At 39.3% G+C, this 17047-nt stretch carries 15 protein-coding genes and 1 pseudogene; 5 read left to right on the plus strand and 11 right to left on the minus strand.

All coding sequences use genetic code 11. The features are described 5' to 3' along the window. The 4 genes from BM412_RS19345 to BM412_RS19360 all read right to left on the minus strand — a co-directional run bounded on the left by BM412_RS19345 (nucleotide 1) and on the right by BM412_RS19360 (nucleotide 2788). The gene (locus BM412_RS19345) at nucleotides 1–756 is read right to left on the minus strand and encodes a Nif3-like dinuclear metal center hexameric protein (protein WP_091222945.1); all 756 of its coding nucleotides are present in this window, start codon (nucleotides 754–756) and stop codon (nucleotides 1–3) included. Between the two features lie 285 nt (nucleotides 757–1041). Next, nucleotides 1042–1746: a class I SAM-dependent methyltransferase gene (locus BM412_RS19350; RefSeq protein WP_177245934.1), complete on the minus strand. Its 705-nt coding sequence runs from the start codon at nucleotides 1744–1746 to the stop codon at nucleotides 1042–1044. Nucleotides 1747–1929: 183 nt separating this feature from the next. After that, nucleotides 1930–2184 carry a DUF7660 family protein gene (locus BM412_RS19355; RefSeq protein ID WP_218163163.1) on the minus strand — a complete coding sequence of 85 codons (255 nt, stop codon included), beginning with the start codon at nucleotides 2182–2184 and terminating at the stop codon, nucleotides 1930–1932. 97 nt (nucleotides 2185–2281) lie between these two features. Further along, nucleotides 2282–2788: a hypothetical protein gene (locus BM412_RS19360; RefSeq protein ID WP_091221978.1), complete on the minus strand. Its 507-nt coding sequence runs from the start codon at nucleotides 2786–2788 to the stop codon at nucleotides 2282–2284. Nucleotides 2789–3285: 497 nt separating this feature from the next. Between BM412_RS19360 and BM412_RS19365 the strand changes: the two genes are divergently transcribed. The 3 genes from BM412_RS19365 to BM412_RS19375 all read left to right on the plus strand — a co-directional run bounded on the left by BM412_RS19365 (nucleotide 3286) and on the right by BM412_RS19375 (nucleotide 6924). After that, the gene (locus BM412_RS19365; RefSeq protein WP_091221980.1) at nucleotides 3286–4710 is read left to right on the plus strand and encodes a spore germination protein; all 1425 of its coding nucleotides are present in this window, start codon (nucleotides 3286–3288) and stop codon (nucleotides 4708–4710) included. Nucleotides 4711–4714: 4 nt separating this feature from the next. Further along, nucleotides 4715–5836: a GerAB/ArcD/ProY family transporter gene (locus BM412_RS19370; RefSeq protein WP_091221983.1), complete on the plus strand. Its 1122-nt coding sequence runs from the start codon at nucleotides 4715–4717 to the stop codon at nucleotides 5834–5836. A gap of 224 nt (nucleotides 5837–6060) precedes the next feature. Beyond that, the gene (locus BM412_RS19375) at nucleotides 6061–6924 is read left to right on the plus strand and encodes a Ger(x)C family spore germination C-terminal domain-containing protein (RefSeq protein ID WP_256256455.1); all 864 of its coding nucleotides are present in this window, start codon (nucleotides 6061–6063) and stop codon (nucleotides 6922–6924) included. A gap of 365 nt (nucleotides 6925–7289) precedes the next feature. On the opposite strand, the gene BM412_RS19385 is transcribed toward BM412_RS19375, so the two are convergent. The 6 genes and pseudogenes from BM412_RS19385 to BM412_RS32920 form a co-directional block, all read right to left on the minus strand. Further along, complete coding sequence (locus BM412_RS19385) at nucleotides 7290–8393, minus strand: ATP-binding protein (protein ID WP_091221991.1); 1104 nt, start codon at nucleotides 8391–8393, stop codon at nucleotides 7290–7292. Between the two features lie 371 nt (nucleotides 8394–8764). Next, nucleotides 8765–9304 carry a GNAT family N-acetyltransferase gene (locus tag BM412_RS19390; protein WP_091221993.1) on the minus strand — a complete coding sequence of 180 codons (540 nt, stop codon included), beginning with the start codon at nucleotides 9302–9304 and terminating at the stop codon, nucleotides 8765–8767. 524 nt (nucleotides 9305–9828) lie between these two features. Next, on the minus strand, nucleotides 9829–10155 hold the full coding sequence (locus BM412_RS19395) for a hypothetical protein (protein WP_091221995.1): 327 nt from the start codon (nucleotides 10153–10155) through the stop codon (nucleotides 9829–9831). Nucleotides 10156–10213: 58 nt separating this feature from the next. Beyond that, nucleotides 10214–11056, minus strand: coding sequence for a tyrosine-type recombinase/integrase (locus BM412_RS19400; protein ID WP_091221998.1), 843 nt, complete (start codon nucleotides 11054–11056; stop codon nucleotides 10214–10216). Nucleotides 11057–11225: 169 nt separating this feature from the next. After that, nucleotides 11226–12356: a hypothetical protein gene (locus tag BM412_RS19405; protein WP_256256456.1), complete on the minus strand. Its 1131-nt coding sequence runs from the start codon at nucleotides 12354–12356 to the stop codon at nucleotides 11226–11228. Between the two features lie 144 nt (nucleotides 12357–12500). After that, nucleotides 12501–12866, minus strand: a pseudogene (locus tag BM412_RS32920) (TniQ family protein); the annotation flags it as partial. A gap of 137 nt (nucleotides 12867–13003) precedes the next feature. On the opposite strand from BM412_RS32920, the gene BM412_RS19410 reads away from it, so the two are divergent. Both BM412_RS19410 and BM412_RS19415 read left to right on the plus strand, forming a co-directional pair. Beyond that, a complete protein-coding gene (locus BM412_RS19410; protein ID WP_091222004.1) occupies nucleotides 13004–13336 on the plus strand; it encodes a helix-turn-helix domain-containing protein in 333 nt (110 codons plus the stop codon). A 439-nt stretch (nucleotides 13337–13775) separates the two neighbouring features. Beyond that, complete coding sequence (locus BM412_RS19415) at nucleotides 13776–13991, plus strand: hypothetical protein (protein WP_091222007.1); 216 nt, start codon at nucleotides 13776–13778, stop codon at nucleotides 13989–13991. Nucleotides 13992–14005: 14 nt separating this feature from the next. On the opposite strand, the gene BM412_RS19420 is transcribed toward BM412_RS19415, so the two are convergent. Then, entirely contained in the window at nucleotides 14006–16723 is a 2718-nt protein-coding gene (locus tag BM412_RS19420) for a TrlF family AAA-like ATPase (RefSeq protein ID WP_091222009.1), read from the minus strand. Nucleotides 16724–17047 lie beyond the last annotated feature (324 nt).

Below are 17047 nucleotides of genomic sequence, written 5' to 3' on the forward strand. Positions count from 1 at the left end.
CTATTCATTATGGTCTTCTATTAATTCAATAATCTCCAAAGAATCGTACTTTTCTTTAATTTTTCCAGACAGGGACTTCACACCAAAAATCTCTGTGAAAGTGTGACTCCCAACGATCAGGTTCATTCTAATGAATTTTGCATACTGGATTGTGTATAAGATTTTCTCTCCAGTAATATAGACATCGCATTCTGAATAATGGGCATCACGAATACTTTTTGTAGAATTTCCTGCCCCGGTAATAATCCCTACTCTCTTTATTGGCTTTTCGGAGTTTTTCCACGATTTTATGGTTTCTCCTAGTACCGTACTAACCCGATCACTTAATTCTTGAAAGCTAATAGGGAACTCGAATTCTCCAATACCAGGTAGGCTTCTACCCTCGATTTCAAATGATTGTTGGATAACATTATTTATTCCAATTGCCTTGAATAATGAAGAACAGGTGCCAAATTCAACATAATCCAAAGGCAAATGAACGAAATAGTGACTGATTCTATAGTTTTCCAGAAGTTTATGACACTCTTCTTTCATACCAAAGACAAAATCCCATGCATCGTGGTGGGTAACTATAAGATCAACTTTCTTTTGTGCGGCTTGTTCAATATGTTCAGGAGTTATATTTGTTGCATACCCAATTCGACGGATTAAATCAGGACCATAATTGTAAAATGCAAATTCCTCTCCGTAATCAAATTGCTTGAGGAGTCCGCCAAATAGGGTTTTCATTAATTCATTAAATTGTTGTGAATTCACGCGTACCTCCCCAATAATTAACATTTCATATTAATACTTCTATTCGGCGAAACATTCAACAAACCTGCCCGTTAGCCATTCATGCATCTCTTCTACTGCACCACAGAGCATGAAAGTTAATCCGTTCTTTCATGGTAGTTGAGAAAAGGCAACCGAGCGTCGCTGGCTGCCTTCGTATATTTGTTGAACTTTCGTACCCGTTAGCCATTCATGCGTCTCTTCTACTGCACCACAGGCATGAAAGTTAATCCATTCTTTCATGGTAGTTGAATGTAAGGCAGCAGTTCATTTTTGGCTGCCTTTATCGTGATTACGATCCTTTTTGCCCATCACAGCAAACATTGAAGGTAAATTGTCTACTGCATTAGTGTCCCTTTCCAATTCATCGACTCGAGTTATTATGAATCCTGAAGTAAGAAAATCATTTAAGTATTGTGAAAGTGGTCGATGAAAAGCACCTAAAGTAGAGCGAATTGTACCAATGCCTTCCGACTTCCAAAACTGCGAGTCATATCGAATAATCTTTCTAGAACCGTCACCTAGCGGATAACTAAATGGTGATTGAAAACAAGGGTGCATTATTACCCATATCATCATCCCATTTGGTTTTAAGACTCGATATACAGCATCAAACACCTTTTTATGGTCCTGAACATCCATCAGCATTACGCTAGATATTACATAATCAAAAGCACTATCTTCCAGTTTATGTAGCGACATAGCATCATCTTGCACCCAAGTAACCTGATTTGTATGATTTTCTGCGTACTCCAGTAGCTTTTCACTTAAATCGACACCAGTTACCTTTACTCCAAGCAGAGACAGTTGATAAGCTAATTCACCTTGACCACAACCGATATCACATACATTTAGACCGGTAAGATCAGATTTATCTTTTAAGTGCTGCAAAATATATCTGTAGGAGACATTAGGTCCCCCGGAGGTCACCATGTCGTTATATTGCTTTGCAAAGTCATTATAGCTCCTCATCTTCGCCCTCCTTTTATACATGTTATGTATATCACAGTCCTTTACCAATACAAGATATTCCACTTAAACTAGAATTATCCTGCCCGTTACTTCAATGTATATAAGGAGCAGCTGCTGATGGCAAACTGCTCCTTAATTCGTTCAGCTATCGTGTACCATTAGTGGAACACTACCTATGATTCTTTATTCATAAATTTTGGACGCATATAAAATATCAGCTAACACTCTCCACGTTGGTTGCTCCGGTATGGACTGATTAGTGTTTACATAGTAACTTTCCATTCCTTCTACCCATGCTTCCATCGCTTCAAGGTAACTCTCTAATGTTGGGTTTTCCCAATTTTCCTTATTTATAACTAAGTCCTTTCTAAGTGCAGAAAGGAACTTGAGTAAATCCTCTTTTGTCCTTATTTCGTTTATCATTTCATGTGGCTGCAATTAAACTCACCCGGCTTCCTATCCGTAATCTTGATTGAACTAGAGTTCTCCGTTACCTGAACATCCATATAAATGTCCACGGAAATATAGGTTCGGTTTAATTTATCTTATCTTCGTACTTCTTCCCTTGGGTTTCCCAGTTAATAATGATTAATATCCTATCCTTCTCTATGGCATCTAATGTAGTATAATCATTGTCGGCTTCCACCATTGCATATTCGACGGTAAACTCATTAGTATTTCTCTTTTTGATTTCATCAATAATAATCCCATACCGCTCCTCATATTCTTCCTGATATCCTCCATTATTTATCAATTTCGCTTTATAACTCGGGTCATAAATGTTAATTATTTGAGTTCCTAATGCTGTCCCTTGTGCAAAGGAAATCCTCTCCACTTCATGAAGGTCTTCCAAGTTACCTTTATATTGATAAATAATATTAAAATAATGCTTTCCATCGTGTTCAATAACATTGTTCTGAATTATGGCTTTCCATTGTTCACCTTCGGACTGAAAGATTATTCTGTCCTCAATTGGCTGCTCTCCACCTGAACAGGCACTTAATATGAATAGCATAGAAACATACAAGCATATTTTTTTCATGAAATCACTCCCAGTTACTTTTTCATTTCAACTGGATACTTTTCAACTGGATACTATCCTTAGTTATTAAATCCATAAATCAAGACGCAGAAAGTAAGTGAATGTTGCGCTATCCTGCCCGAACTTAAATGCAAAAAGGAGCAAGCTGCTGAGGCAACTGCTCCAAGGTGCATTGAACTATCGTCTCTCGTTAGTTCAACAAAAGGTTTAAAATCCACGAACAGATTGAAATAGACCGGATCCTGCCTTTATTATTGTTTCATTGTGTTGTTGCTTGACCTCAAAGTAACTTCTTGAATATCAAAAAAGTCTAGGCTACCCCTTTATTTTTTTGACATAATCATCCCGCACTTATAATCTTGATTGCGGGATTATCTTACCTGTAGTCTGAGTGAATTACATTCTATCGATTCGAAGATTTCCAATCGTTTGTTTAAAACTCGATCAAGGATAGCATAATAAAGGAAAACTTAGCGCGCTGATTCAGGGGATGAAAAATGACAGCAATCTCTTTAGAAACTTTAACGCAGCGCCTCGCCCTAATGGAGGATGCGGAGATAATTGATCGAGAGACTACCGACGGACTTCGTTTGACATTTATTTATCTTGGAACCTTAATCGATCAGGAGCGTCTTAACGAATCGATTCTTGAGCCTCTCGTTCGAACATTCCAAAGTTCGGTGGAAAAAAGCCTAACCACTGCCAAAATTACGCGCTTATCCAATTTGGAGCAAGCCCTCCAGTATCTCATGAAGGGTTCAGTGCTAGTTCACGACTCATCCAGCGGGCGATGGCACGCTATTATGCTCCCCAACTCGCTAAGCCGGTCCATCGAAACCTCAGAGACGGAAACAATAATGTTTGGCCCGAAAGACAGTTTTAGCGAGCAGCTGGAGCAAAATATCTTGTTGATTAGAAGAAGGCTTCCTATAACAGCGCTCAAAACAGAGAGATACTCCGTCGGCTCCTTAACTCAAACAACCGTAGTCCTTATGTATATCGACGGGCTAATCAATCCAGAATTTGTAGAGGTCGCGAAAAATAAGCTTTCCAGCATAGACTTCGATATGTTTTTGGACTCTTCACATGTTGCAGCGTTTATGGAAGACCATTATCATAGCATCTTTCCTCAATATCTTCAGACCGATCGACCGGATTCCTGCGCGTATGCACTAGGCATTGGAAAATTGGTCATTCTAGTCAATAACACTCCTTTTGCTTTAGTCGCTCCGATTACGCTGTTTCACTTGTTTCAGTCGCCGGAGGATTATATTAACCGATGGTTGGTAGCCAGCTTTTTGAGGCCGTTACGCTATCTCAGTTTCCTTCTTTCCATTACTTTAATTCCACTTTACGTGGCATTAACGACTCATCATTATCAAATGCTCCCCCTGCAAATTTTATATGTAATCATCGAGTCTCGTAGCAAACTGCCACTATCCCCCTTCTGGGAAGCGTTAATAATTCTTGTTACGCTAGAAATTATAAAGGAAGCCAGCCTAAGAATGCCGACCAAAACAAGCCAAAACTTGGGGGTTATTGGTGGAATCGTTATAGGACAAGCCGCGGTAGAAGCCGGATTCGCAAGCAAAGTACTAATTGTATTGGCAGGCATTTCGGCGATTTCCACTTTTCTCGTTCCAAACTATCTGGTCACCAAATCCAGTTTACTGCTTCAATTCATGTTCTTGATTCTCGCGTCCTATTTGGGCGTTCCCGGAATCTTGCTTGGACTTGTCGGCATGTTTGCCCATCTGAACGGGCTTACGTCCTTGAACCAGCCCTACTTGGCGCCGGTATCTCCGTTTTATTGGAGAGATTGGGTCGATCTCTTCGTACGAGGGCCGTTACACGCTATGCGCATTCGTCCCGAAGCATTGCATCCTTTGAACAAGTATCGTATGAACCGAAGGAGTAAATGAACCTATGCAAGCTATATCGCTGTTTCGAAAAACCGCACAGCAAGAAAGCGGTTTTTACGCGCTCTTCCTCACCAATAGGATTCAAATGCTTTATTACATGATTGTCATGCCCTCAGCCCTTGTTCAACCGTATATGTTGTTGGCGATTGTAGCCATGGGCATAGCCTCCCAATTTTGCCTATATATGCTGTCCAAGTGGTTCGCAACCCCCTACTCAGCCCAAGGGTACCAGGGTTTTGAAAGATTATTCGGAAAAACAGGCATCAAAATTTTAGCTTTGGCAAGCTTGCCTCTCCTTTTGCTCAAGATCTCTTTCATTACAATCAGTTATGCCGAAATCATGCAGCAATTTGTTTTTCCCTCTATGGACCGAGAATGGCACATTGTGTTTCCTTTTATCCTTAGCTGCTATTTGGCGCTGTTTGGAATGGAAAACATGGTACGGTTCGTAACGGTCGTGGTCATTGGAACGATTTGGATCTTCTTTTTGTATATTCCGTTTTTTTTGGAGCAATCAAATTCGATTCACGATCTATACCCTCTCATCCCCATTGGCCCAGAGCCGTTTGCATGGAAATCCCTACTGCTCGTTTTTTCGTCGTTTTCCGGACCTGAATTTTTAATCGCTATTTCATACTGGCTGAATCCGCAACGGAAAATGCTCAAATATTTGACGATCGCTAACGCCATCTCGGTCGTCGAGTATCTCTTTATTTCCATTGCGTCCTTGCTCTTCTACGGCTCCAAATACTTGCCAACCATCAAATACCCGAACGTGGAGATGGGGCGCTACCTGCAATCTCCTGTATTCGAAAGGGTCGATATTATCCTGATCTCGGCATATTCGTTCAGCTTCCTTTACTCAATCGCCTTGTTCGTGTTAATGATATATGGCGCATCTCGTTTGCTAGGCAAGACGAAGACAAACACTACGCGTATTGGGCTGATCGTTAGCGGCTGTGCGGCGATGGCCGTCACTCTTCCGATCAGTAAATGGTTTTGGGAGCCCGGGCTCGAACAGGCCTTTTGGCTCGACCTGCAGATGTGGGCAGGATCCGCCACTTATTTGTTATCACCTCTCCTCATCTGGATCGCGATCAAGCGCAAAGCCAGGACAACGTCATGAAACGCTTCGTACGAGCAACGCTTGTGCTGCTATCATTTTCTTTGTTGACATTCGCATGCGGCTGCGTCCCCATACCAGAAAACAATATAATCGAAGAAATCACGCCGATCATTTTCTGGTCCGTTCAGGGTGGAGGAGAAGAAGATGGAAAGATAACAATCAGCACGCTCGTCCCTCCTCTTATCAAGGAGAAGAAGCGAGTCCTTACCCTTAAGGTCTCTCTATTGAATGAAGGCAATAAGGGGTTTAATTTGACCTATCATAACGAATTGAAAGCCGGTCAAATCCGCTTGCTGTTCGTGGACGAAGCTTATGCGAAACGGGGACTGACCCGTCTTATCAATACCGTTCTGACCGATCGAAACATTTCGCAACGGCTGTACTTAGTCATTACGAAAGGCAATTTTAATGAATTCCTTGCCAAGCACTTGGGTGAAACAGATAATATCGATTATTACCTTTATCGCATGTTCAAACATTACGAGAAGAAAAAACAAGGCGAAATTACTGTCGTCAATTTGCACCAGTTTATGAAAATGCTGTACTCCCAGGTTTCCGATCCCCAGCTACCAGTATTTCGCGCGGAAGGCGAACAGTTCTTGTACGAAGGCACAGCATTTTTCGACCGGGACAGTATGGTTGCGGAGATACGTGGAAAGAACGATCAAATCAACCAATTGTTGTATAGGGACAGATTCGTACGATATTTAGTCCTTCCTGACCTCGCGGTTACGCTAGGGCATATTCGCGCGCATACCCGTAAGAAACTAACCCCGGATTTATCATCCCTGTCCATCGAAATCGACGTGAAGGGAAGAATTGATGAATTGGATTCGCTCGCAAGAATCGAAGATAACTTCCAATATGCCGCTCTCACACAAAAAATCGAACGGTACTTGGAGGAGAATGTCATCCGCTTGCTATCCCAAATGCAAAAATTACAGATTGACCCCCTTCAAATCGGGGCTTTGACTGCTAAACCGTTCTCCAAACCAATAACCAGAGATACTTGGGATCGGCATTGGTCTACTATGAAGATTAATGTAAAAGTGCGGTTACATTTAGAGCCTCTGACGAAGGTGAAATAGTAAGTTGGAATTTTGTTCAAAGAGGTCGGCCTGTCACTGAATCTGGGTCTTCAATACTTGCGCTTGCTGTACTTCACGAAGCCAAAATACACGGAAAGCGCGCCAGCCGACGACAAATGGAACAGCAACAGCCCCGGACGAGAAAATAAAGTCCTAGACTGCTACTGTCTTATTGAACTCAGAGGGAGCTTCGCGCTTCGGTGGCGTTGCCCGATCCCATATGGTATCAAGCATTTCGGTTTTTTTCTCATTTTTAAGTTACATTATAGTTGGTTCATCACTCAGAAAGCGATTACATTAAATTTGATCCCTATACATCAGTAACCATTTTTCCTGTATAAGTAAATTAGCCATAGTTTCAAATTCTAATCCCTTTTGAGGAATGACGAGTAGATGGGTAAAATCACATCAACAATGGTTCCTTCGTTGACCGTGCTTTCGATGTGAATACTCCCTCCGTGTTCGTGGACAATCTTATTGCTGACCATTAGGCCTAATCCCGTCCCCTTTTCTTTGGAACTATAAAAGGGTTCTCCAATGGATTTAATTCGTTCCGCCGAAATGCCACTTCCTTGGTCTATAAATCGAAATTTGATAAACTCTGAATCGTGGCATAGAATCTGTGTTTTGATGATTCCACCGTTTGGCATAGCGTCAACCGCATTCTGGAGAATGTTAATAATCACTTGCTTGATTTGATTCGCGTCGCAGTAGATACGTGGTACTTCCGAGTCGTGTTCTTCAATAATTTCAATGTTGTTTAATATGGATTGTGTACTGAATACCAACACCACCTGTTGTAAAACAACCGCCGCATCAACTTCCTTCATTTTCGGAGCTTGGGGTTTGGCAAGTGTTAAAAATCCCCATAATACTGCTTCCAATCTCCGAACCTCAGATAGAATCAATTCAATATACTCGGGTTTTTCGTTACCTTGGTGTAACAGCTGGGCGAATCCCTTGATCGAGGTTAGAGGATTTCTAAACTCATGTGCAACTCCTGCCGCCATTTGACCTACTATCGAAAGCTTTTCAGTTCGTAGAAGGAATTCTTCTGCCTTCTTTCGTTCCGAAATATCACGAGACCCGTACACGCATTGCACTACTTTGCGATTTTCATCAAATATAGGAGTGCCCCTGGTCTCGATATATACCCAACTGCCATCTGCTTTTTTACACCTCCACTCAAAATCGAACGTTGATTCTAATGTAACCATGTCATCGAATTGCCTCTTAACGTACGCAAGATCGTCAGGATGAACGAAATAAAAAGCAGAATTTCCTTCAAATTCGCTGGACGGAAACCCCAAGACCAATTCATGGGACGGCGAGGCATATAGAACTATACCTTCCATATCCACGACACCGACTAAATCCTGGGTATTTTCGGCAACAAAACGATACATTTCAGCTGTTTGTGGCGGGGTCCAATCGGGATGTTTCATTGGGTCAAATAATAGTTTGGTCACACCTTACTCCTCCTCCTTACTCCTCCTATAGAACATTTCATTTAGCAGCGAGTAGACCTGGCTCCAAGAAATTCATCCAAGTACCAGGATCCTCGTGTATGTGACACTCCAAGTATGTAAGTACACCAGCTTTTGTCGCTGACGGCCACGCATCTTCCGGAACCATACGATCGGAAACCGCTTCCAAAACTGCTCTTAACTCGAATGAAAAAGACTTCTGCCAGCGCTTCATCTATCTACGCTCTGTTGTATCATCAAATCCATTGAGGAGCGTGAAAGGTTGCGTTAATGCCCCTTTAGCTTAATGAAAAATGGAGAAGCTGCCACTGGCAGACTACTCCTTGGTTAGTACAGCTATTGTGCCCTTTAGATCAATAAAGATAGCCTAAAAAATCTAGATCCCCCTCGCTCCAAGCGATCTTTCCTACTTCCTTAATCATCAATTCATCAATTGTCTCAAACCCAATGCCATTTGTAATCAGAGTTTCATTATCAATTTTCACCCATTTGCATTGGTTCTTTACTAATTTATAACCATTTTTCAAATACAAGGTCATGTTATCTGCAAATAAAAGTATAAAGTCAATATTTCGTCGCACAGAAAACTTATCGATTTCTCCAAGCAGCGTTGAAGCCACTCCCTGGGAGCGAGTGTTTTGAGAAACACATAAATCAATTACACCCAGTATTCTTACGGGTTTCCCATTTAGATTCATCACCCTATAATCTAATCCAACGTGTCCTATAAGTTGATTTTCCTGGTTAAAAGCTAGAAATCTAAAATGCGGTAGTTGCTTAAAATAAATTCTGTTTTTTGGATAAACTTCTGGAAAACTGGCGTTTAATAATTCTTGTATATTTGCTGATAATTCATTACTTAGATCATATTCAAATACTATATCTATCTTCAAATTACCTCTCCAATACTAAATTATTTGTTTTATGCCTTTTCTACATACCCATGTCCATTATGACCATATTTTCAACTTATTCCACATTTATTAAGCTAAACTGCCCGTTACTTTAATGAAAACGGCAGCCGATAATCAAGCTAGCTTCCTTTTATGTGGAGCAGCTGATTTACTTATTTGGAATACTAGTCCAACCTGTATCTAAACAAAAAGGAGCCAAGGGATGCTTTCCCATTGACTCCTTCCGACCGATGCTTTCGGATTTGTTATAATTTTACTATGACTTCGAGTAAGTGTAAATATCTATATACGTTGGACTAAATAATAGATTGAATCTCAAGCCATTCATCAATAGCTCTTCATTTTTTCCCATAGTAACATCGGATCTTAGGTCTCTTTATCTCGATTAGTACCTAACTTACAGGCTTTTCTGCCGTTAGCTTAATAATGAAAACAAAGAACTGTTACTCTACCCAGAACTGACTTCTAACTGTGCTTACCGAGTCCATGCAAAATGGTTTGAATTAGGTTTTATCATCATATCCCCAGCTTTCCAGTAGCCACTTATTATCAATAATATCTTGCTCAGTTAATCGCTCCAATTTCATTTTAGCGAGTAGAAGGATGTCTTTATGATCTGTATATGCAAATTCCTTGTAGATCTCTTGATTCTTATGGAATACATGAATCAGCTCAGTTAACTCGAAATATGGTAAAGCCCCCGATTTCCATTCCAAAAAAGATTGATACAAGGGTTCCAGCGCTTGTTCTGTTATCATTTTGTGATATTCATTAATAAGTTCTCGCTCTTGCTCACGTTTTTGCTGTTTAGGAGTTAATCTGCTATCCAAGTTCTTTACCTCTCCTTTTATTGGCCTATAGTCTACCGTTAGCCCAATGCAACGCCTACTAAAAGAACCGACGATACATTTCTCGACGACGTTCTCCACGTAATTGTGCATATATTTGAGTGGTTGACGCTTTTTCATGACCCAGCATTCCTTGAATGAAATCTAACGGTGCTCCATTATCTAGTAGCTGGCATGCATAGGTATGACGAAAGCGATGCGGGTATACATTTGCTTTGACCTCTCCCCGATCTGCAAGCCGCTTTAATGTCCACCTGAGCGTTGGAATGGCCATTCGTTTAATTGGACTTGTATTGGTTATAAATAAAGCTATGCACGAGTCTTCACGACTGGCTATATACTTCTTTAACCATACTTTACACTCAGTAGTGAAGTAAACCTCCCGTTCCTTTGAACCTTTGCCATTTACTATGGCAGAGCAATTCTCCCAGTTCAGATCTGCTACATTTATTTTCTCCACCTCTCCAATCCGGCAGCCTGTGCAATAGAGAAACTCAAGTAGCGCTCTTTCCCTTAGTGTCACACATGAGATCTTCAAATGAATAATATCTTCCTCCATCAAAAACTTAGGGATTCGCTTATCCATTTTGGGTTCGCGTAATTTTAGTGAGGGATTGTAAGTTAAATATGTCTCTTCATAGGCAAAACGGAAAATGGATCGTACAAAACGGATGCGGTGCCCTAGGCTGCTTGGCTTCAATCGCTCAGACTGCTTAGCTAGATATTCTTTCAGCAGATGCAAGGTTATCTCAGAGATTTCAAGGTCACCAAGTTCAGTTACCAGCATCTTGAACTGTAAGGCATAGGCTTTCAATGTTTTCGGACTAAATCCCTGGATTCGTTTATCTGCTTCATATAGAAGCCATAGCTCACTTAAAATCACAAGAAAACCTCCCATTCAGCAATTAATTCTAGTTTGCTTCAAATGGAAGGTTTTAGACTGAATCTGAAGGACTGCTTCATTTTTAATAGATTACCGAGTATTGAGTCAGCCGAATTCCATCACAGCAGTGTTTCTAGGTGTTTATTAGGCGCAAGTGGTAGTTATAAAACTATTGCTTGAATAACTTCATTTGATCTTTCAATGAATTAAGTGCCTGATAGTAACTCTCAAGAATAGCCGGTTCAATCTCTGGACCCTCCTCTATTGAGGAGGCAACTTCTAGTCCTGCTGTATCAAATAAGACAAGATGCTCTCCTTCATCAGGGTTATACAAAATTGGAATGGTCCAGCTGCCGGTTCTCAGGGCTAGTTCAAACCACTGATTTTTTATCATCTGCGTATTTGAATAGACTCTATCGTTAAAGACAACTCCTTTTCCTGTCACAGTAGCTAAACCAAACTGAACATCCGTTTTTCCATTCGGCATACTTGCCGTCCCCTTCCTTAGACCATTAATAATTTCAAATTGCTCCAAGCATATCTGTAGAACTTCTTTATCGAAGGTTACATTCATAATTGAAATACATCTCTCTGAACTCCCCGGAATTAACAGTCCGTTTATTATTAAAAATATAAGCCAAGCAACAGTTATTCCTTTTCTCGCAAATGCCGGCATTACTTCTCGAATGGAGACCCGATCATTTAGCGGCATTATTTCTCCTTTGCACAGTTTCAGCAATTTAGTAACTTCATCGCGAATCAGTAACGTTTGATAATTAATTTCTACCTCTTTAAGAATTCTTAGCTTGATCAAATCAACAATGACTTTATACTGAACTCCGAGTATGTCGCACGCTACGGTTTTAGAAATATAAGGATATAGATCACGATTTAGAAAAGATGGGCCTATATTTATCCTTTTCTTCTGCTGTGCTGCGGCAAAATCAAGATAAACCAGCTTGATTGGATCATACAAAGGATTCGCAAACAACTTTTCAAAATCAAATTTGTGTCTCGTCGTCCGTTTTAGAGAGTTGAAAAACTTCGTTAGAACTTGAATGAAATTACTCGGAAACCCTTCGTATAAACGTATTACCTCACAGATTGAGTAGCCTTTTGAATAGTTCTCCTTTCCTGTCGTAAGATCTTGCACCATAATTCCAACGTCAATTGTGCTGCGACTATTCCTAATTAATGCAAGGCTATGCCTGCACAGAGTGACAAATTGACTCATATTTAGTTGTAAATCAATGATCCTTATCCTTGATCCTGGAACAGTAAAAAGCTTAACTAATTGCATTTGGTAATTCCATAAGTCCTCATTCATAACATCCACTGACTTTATTGCGCTTAACTTGTAATTGCAATATTCACATCGATTATGAACTAATGAGCCATACGAGAAGGGTTTCCGGCACAAACATAAATTTAGCAATTTGACCTTGTGATTCGGACAGACGATAATTGCACTGTTGCACCAGATCTTCCGATGGTATCTGCCATCATGTAGACAGAATGGACAATACTGTACTCTGCTGCTCAGCATGATCAATTTAAAGTAATCATTTTGGAGTTCTTCAAGGTAATCATTGGATGTCATTCTTTCTAGCCTTGCGAAGGTTTGATTTGTCAGAGTACTTATTTTCTTCAAACTTTCCTCTCGAAATAAATTGCGATCGATCTCTTGACGATTTACGTTTATTACCCTCCTCATATAAGCTATTTCCACATCTCCATTTAGAATAGCCACCCTGTGAAGAAATCCAGAAAGACTTTCATCTTCATGAGGATGCGGCCGTCGTAGAAACATTTTCCTCCCTCCCTACTATTCAGTATTGCCAAATCTATCAAAAATACCACCTATAAGTGGTATTTTATAAAATACTATTTATCTAACAATATGAACCTCAGTTAACTTTGACTACACTCCACTTAAGAGGTGTGGGCATGGCTAACATTTTAGTATTCGTTGGTGCAAAGATAAGAGAACTCAGAAATCAAAAGGGCTGGACTCAGGAACAATTAGCTGAGAAAGCCGGATTTTATTATACTTATATCGGAAGTGTTGAACGCGGTGAGAAAAACATTTCCTTGTTGAATCTTCAGAAGATCGCAGATGCGTTACAAGTCGAAGTCAACGAATTATTTGCATACGCACAAGAAATCTCTGTACCATCTTCAAAAGAAAAGACAATAATAGAATTGTTTGAGATGATGTTGAAATTAAAGCTCAATGATTTAAAAAAGATAAAAACTATCGTAAAAGAATTCCTGGAATAATAAAAGCGGATCAGTCTTTGACTGATCCGCTTTTGTTTTGTCTATTGATTTGCTTGCAACGTCAAAAGTTATACTACTATTCACTCTGCAATTTATCTAGCCTATCTCGCCGCTTCTAAGATGATTCCCACCTGGCTCGAATTTCTCACTTTAAATGTATCGTCGGCAATGCCGCTCTTAAAGGAATTGACAACATGACTTTCTATATAAGAGTTCAACTACTCAAGAGCTTCATCCGGAACTGCGTCTCATTAAGCTCCCTCTTGCATCAAAAATGAATAGGGAAATCCTCCCATTTCATCAACTTAAAGCGACTTCAAAACCGTCGTATTACGAGGTTTTCTTGATAATTGGGTAATTATATAAATAGCACTAATGGGATAGTCTAAAAACCTATTTTAAATCATAGCTTGTACAAATCCTAAGAGAGGTGAGTACAGTGTTTATACAATTAACTGAAACTGAGATAAAAGGACTTGAGGTAAAAAATCTTGCTCAGCCGATATCAAGATGGGAGACTATCGAGAAAGCAAAGGCATATTATTCCAATGTTGAAGGTATTTTTTCTGGATATAAAATCAAACTTTCAGATTTAAAAACAGCTTATTCAACGCCTATATTAGTCTTTAAATTAAACAAACAGCCGCCAATTTAGTCGGCTGTTTGTTTTTATTCTTCAAGCGCTTTGGAGATTCTAAAATACCGCTTATCCAAGGCTTCTTTTCCGCCTTCCATAACTTCGCACACTGCTTCACGTATATCTGTTTTCTGTAATGCTCCACTGATTTGCTTTTGAATTTTCCCACCAGCAAAATTCATTTGAATAATATTTTCCGCCGCAGCATTTACTGGAATGTTTGGATTATGTGTTATAACTATGACTTGCTGCTTCTTTTTAAACTGTCTTAAACTAGTGACAACTAGATCAGTGATTCGTTTAGTGTCAAGGTCTTCCTCTGGCTGATCAATAATAATTGGCGAATCATCAAGTAACAACATAAGCGACAACATAGCCGCAGTTCTTTGTCCAGCTGATCCAGTTTCTATATCTTCTTCTTTCCGATTTGTTACTAATTTCAATTCAATTTTATCTTCAGGAAACCACAAATACATTCTATCTGTGTCTTCTGGAGTGTTTGTTTTTTGTGTCACAAGGTGTTTAGTGAAGAGTTTACCCAATCCATTTGGTGCTTGTTCTGTTACTGAAGTTATTTTTGCAATCAATTCTGTCCTTTTTTTCCAAGGATCATCGGCTTTCATTAAATCAAAAATAATCCCGTTTTTCAGGATTCCATCTTCGTCTCTTTCTAAAATATCTTTAGCGAATTCATTCCCAGATTTTCTTATTAAGCTCCTAAAACTCGCTTCTGCATTGGTTATGTTCCCCATGACCTTTAAATGAATTCTGATATGAGGATTTGTACCTTGCCAATTCTTGATTGCTTTGTCCCGTTCCTCTCTTAGTTTTTTTTCATGCTTTACTATCTCTAGGTATACTCTCTTTGCCTCTTCATTCTTCAATTTCATCTGTTCTTCCAATATTTCTACTTCAATGATTCTTTCTTCAAGTTCTCTCTTCCTTAAAACATGTTCTCCATAAGCATTCGGATTTTTTTCGCCTTTTTCCTCCATGCGCTCTACAAGTTCAAGATATTTTTCCTGATTCACTAAGCGCTCAGTTTGCCAAGGAATCTTAGCTACAGATTCAATTAATTGAATTTGAAAAGCCCTCATCTTTATAAACAGATCTTTTATTTGAGAAGTCAAATTATTATATTCAAGTGTTTCTTGCTTCAATTTATCATGTGATTCAACACCTAATGCTGAAAAGCCATCTGAATTAAAGAGTATTTCAGGAATACTAATGCCCTCCAAAATTTCCGTTAAATTTGATACCTTATCCATTTCGTAATTGATCTTCTTATTAAGAGTTTCAGTCTGTTGGTACCTCTCAAGCAATTCTTTGTGTCCAGATTCTTCAAATATTTTCATTTTAGCCTGGACGTCATCCAACTCAGATTTTAAATTACCTTTGTTATTAATTTTCAATTGTAGCTCACGTTGTTTACTTTTAGATTCCAAAAATTCTTGTGTTAATTCTCCTTTCTTATCTAACCAATTAGCTTTATCAAATTGCTGATCGATAATGTTTAGAATATGGTTTGGATCTTCAGTAAGCGAATATAGATGTTTCTGACTAAAAATGCGAATTGGAAACCTTGTATCTATATTGCTACTTTCATCTTTTTCTACCCAATCACCTAATGCATTTTTATGTTCTTCAGTTACTTTATTATTCGACCAAGATAATGCTATATTCCGACCATCTTTCTGCATTTCCACTCGTATTTTTGTGGCAGGAGTTAACATCCCTGGTCTGCCTCTTTCCTTAGGAACTTGATTAAACTCTTTAAACTCTTCATTCACTTTATGCGGTAGCCCCGTAGTTTTACCCAAAGGAAGCCTCATATATTCTATTAGACTTGATTTACCTGAACCTCTACCACCAATAACTGTATTTAACCACGGACTAAAATATACTGTTAATGGGCTCGGTCTGCCTGCTTTAGCCCCATGGGATATTTCAAGGGAATTAATGAAAAAACGTTCATGCGTATCATTTGGATCTACTATCGTGCTATCACTTCGAATTACTCCATCTTCACCATCATGTAACGCAAGTCTCAGAGCTTCTATATTAGGCGTCTCCATTTTAACCCATGTAAAACTTGAACCAACATTTTCCGGATGATGACTATCAGAGCCTGATATTTCAGTAAGAGTTAATTTTGATTCATGGTAAATCTGTGGCTTTGTAAAACTCGGATTACATATTTGCATGGCAAGTAATCCATTAACGCCTAGACACATTCTTAAAGAGTTTCCCTCTTCCTCAACGAATAACCCCCTTTCAATATCAACATGTGCAGGGATTGCCAATCCTTTCATTTCATTAATGATATCAACAACATCATTAAATGATTTGGATGTACAAGCATCAGAATCACCAAAAGTACCTTGAAACCTGCATTCACTCAATAGATTACTGATACGAACAGAAGACTCAGATGGGTCAAATATCGCTAGTAAATGTATATTTCCATTTACCGTTATCTCTACACCAGGAAAAATAATGAGATCTCTATACCCCTCAAGATGTTCTTCCTTCATATTAATAAGCTCTTCTTTAAGAGTATCGATCCATTGTCCTGAATTATGGTCGGTTACTGCTACACAATCGATTTCCTTCTCCATATGATCTAATAACCATTCTCTTGGGCTGCGCGCTTTTAAAGCTTCTTGATTGTACCCCTTACCATAATCTACAGATACTGGAGTATGAGTATGAAAATCAAACTTCCACCATTTTGCACCATGATATTCCACGGATTTCCCACCTTATCTAAATAGTCTCAATCATTATTCGACAAGGCAGGACTATTTACCTTCCAAAGATTTCCTAATAAATCCTCTAGTACATAAGCACATTAGTAAAATGAAGAATGAGTTTCCGCATTGCAAAGATTTCAGGACAAAAAACGACTCAAAGAATCTGTTGAAACAGTTCGAAAATGCTTGTCCAATTAATGCGGAGCATTGAAAAACAATGGAATGAAGTACATCTTTAACACTTATCAGCTAACTGTAAGAAATGTTTCTTAATGAGGGGGCACTCGTGTGATATTATCCCTTTTCAAGTACACTGCTCAT

It is taken from the genome of Paenibacillus sp. BC26 (assembly GCF_900116125.1).
Taxonomy (GTDB): Bacteria; Bacillota; Bacilli; order Paenibacillales; family Paenibacillaceae; genus Paenibacillus_Z; species Paenibacillus_Z lignilyticus.

Excerpts from the sequence above, each read along its gene's own strand:
- BM412_RS19410 (WP_091222004.1), top strand. The coding sequence starts at position 13,004 with ATGGCTAACATTTTAGTATTCGTTGGTGCAAAGATAAGAGAACTCAGA.
- BM412_RS19365 (WP_091221980.1), top strand. The coding sequence starts at position 3,286 with ATGACAGCAATCTCTTTAGAAACTTTAACGCAGCGCCTCGCCCTAATG.
- BM412_RS19350 (WP_177245934.1), bottom strand. The coding sequence starts at position 1,746 with ATGAGGAGCTATAATGACTTTGCAAAGCAATATAACGACATGGTGACC.
- BM412_RS19370 (WP_091221983.1), top strand. The coding sequence starts at position 4,715 with ATGCAAGCTATATCGCTGTTTCGAAAAACCGCACAGCAAGAAAGCGGT.
- BM412_RS19405 (WP_256256456.1), bottom strand. The coding sequence starts at position 12,356 with ATGCAATTAGTTAAGCTTTTTACTGTTCCAGGATCAAGGATAAGGATC.
- BM412_RS19360 (WP_091221978.1), bottom strand. The coding sequence starts at position 2,788 with ATGAAAAAAATATGCTTGTATGTTTCTATGCTATTCATATTAAGTGCC.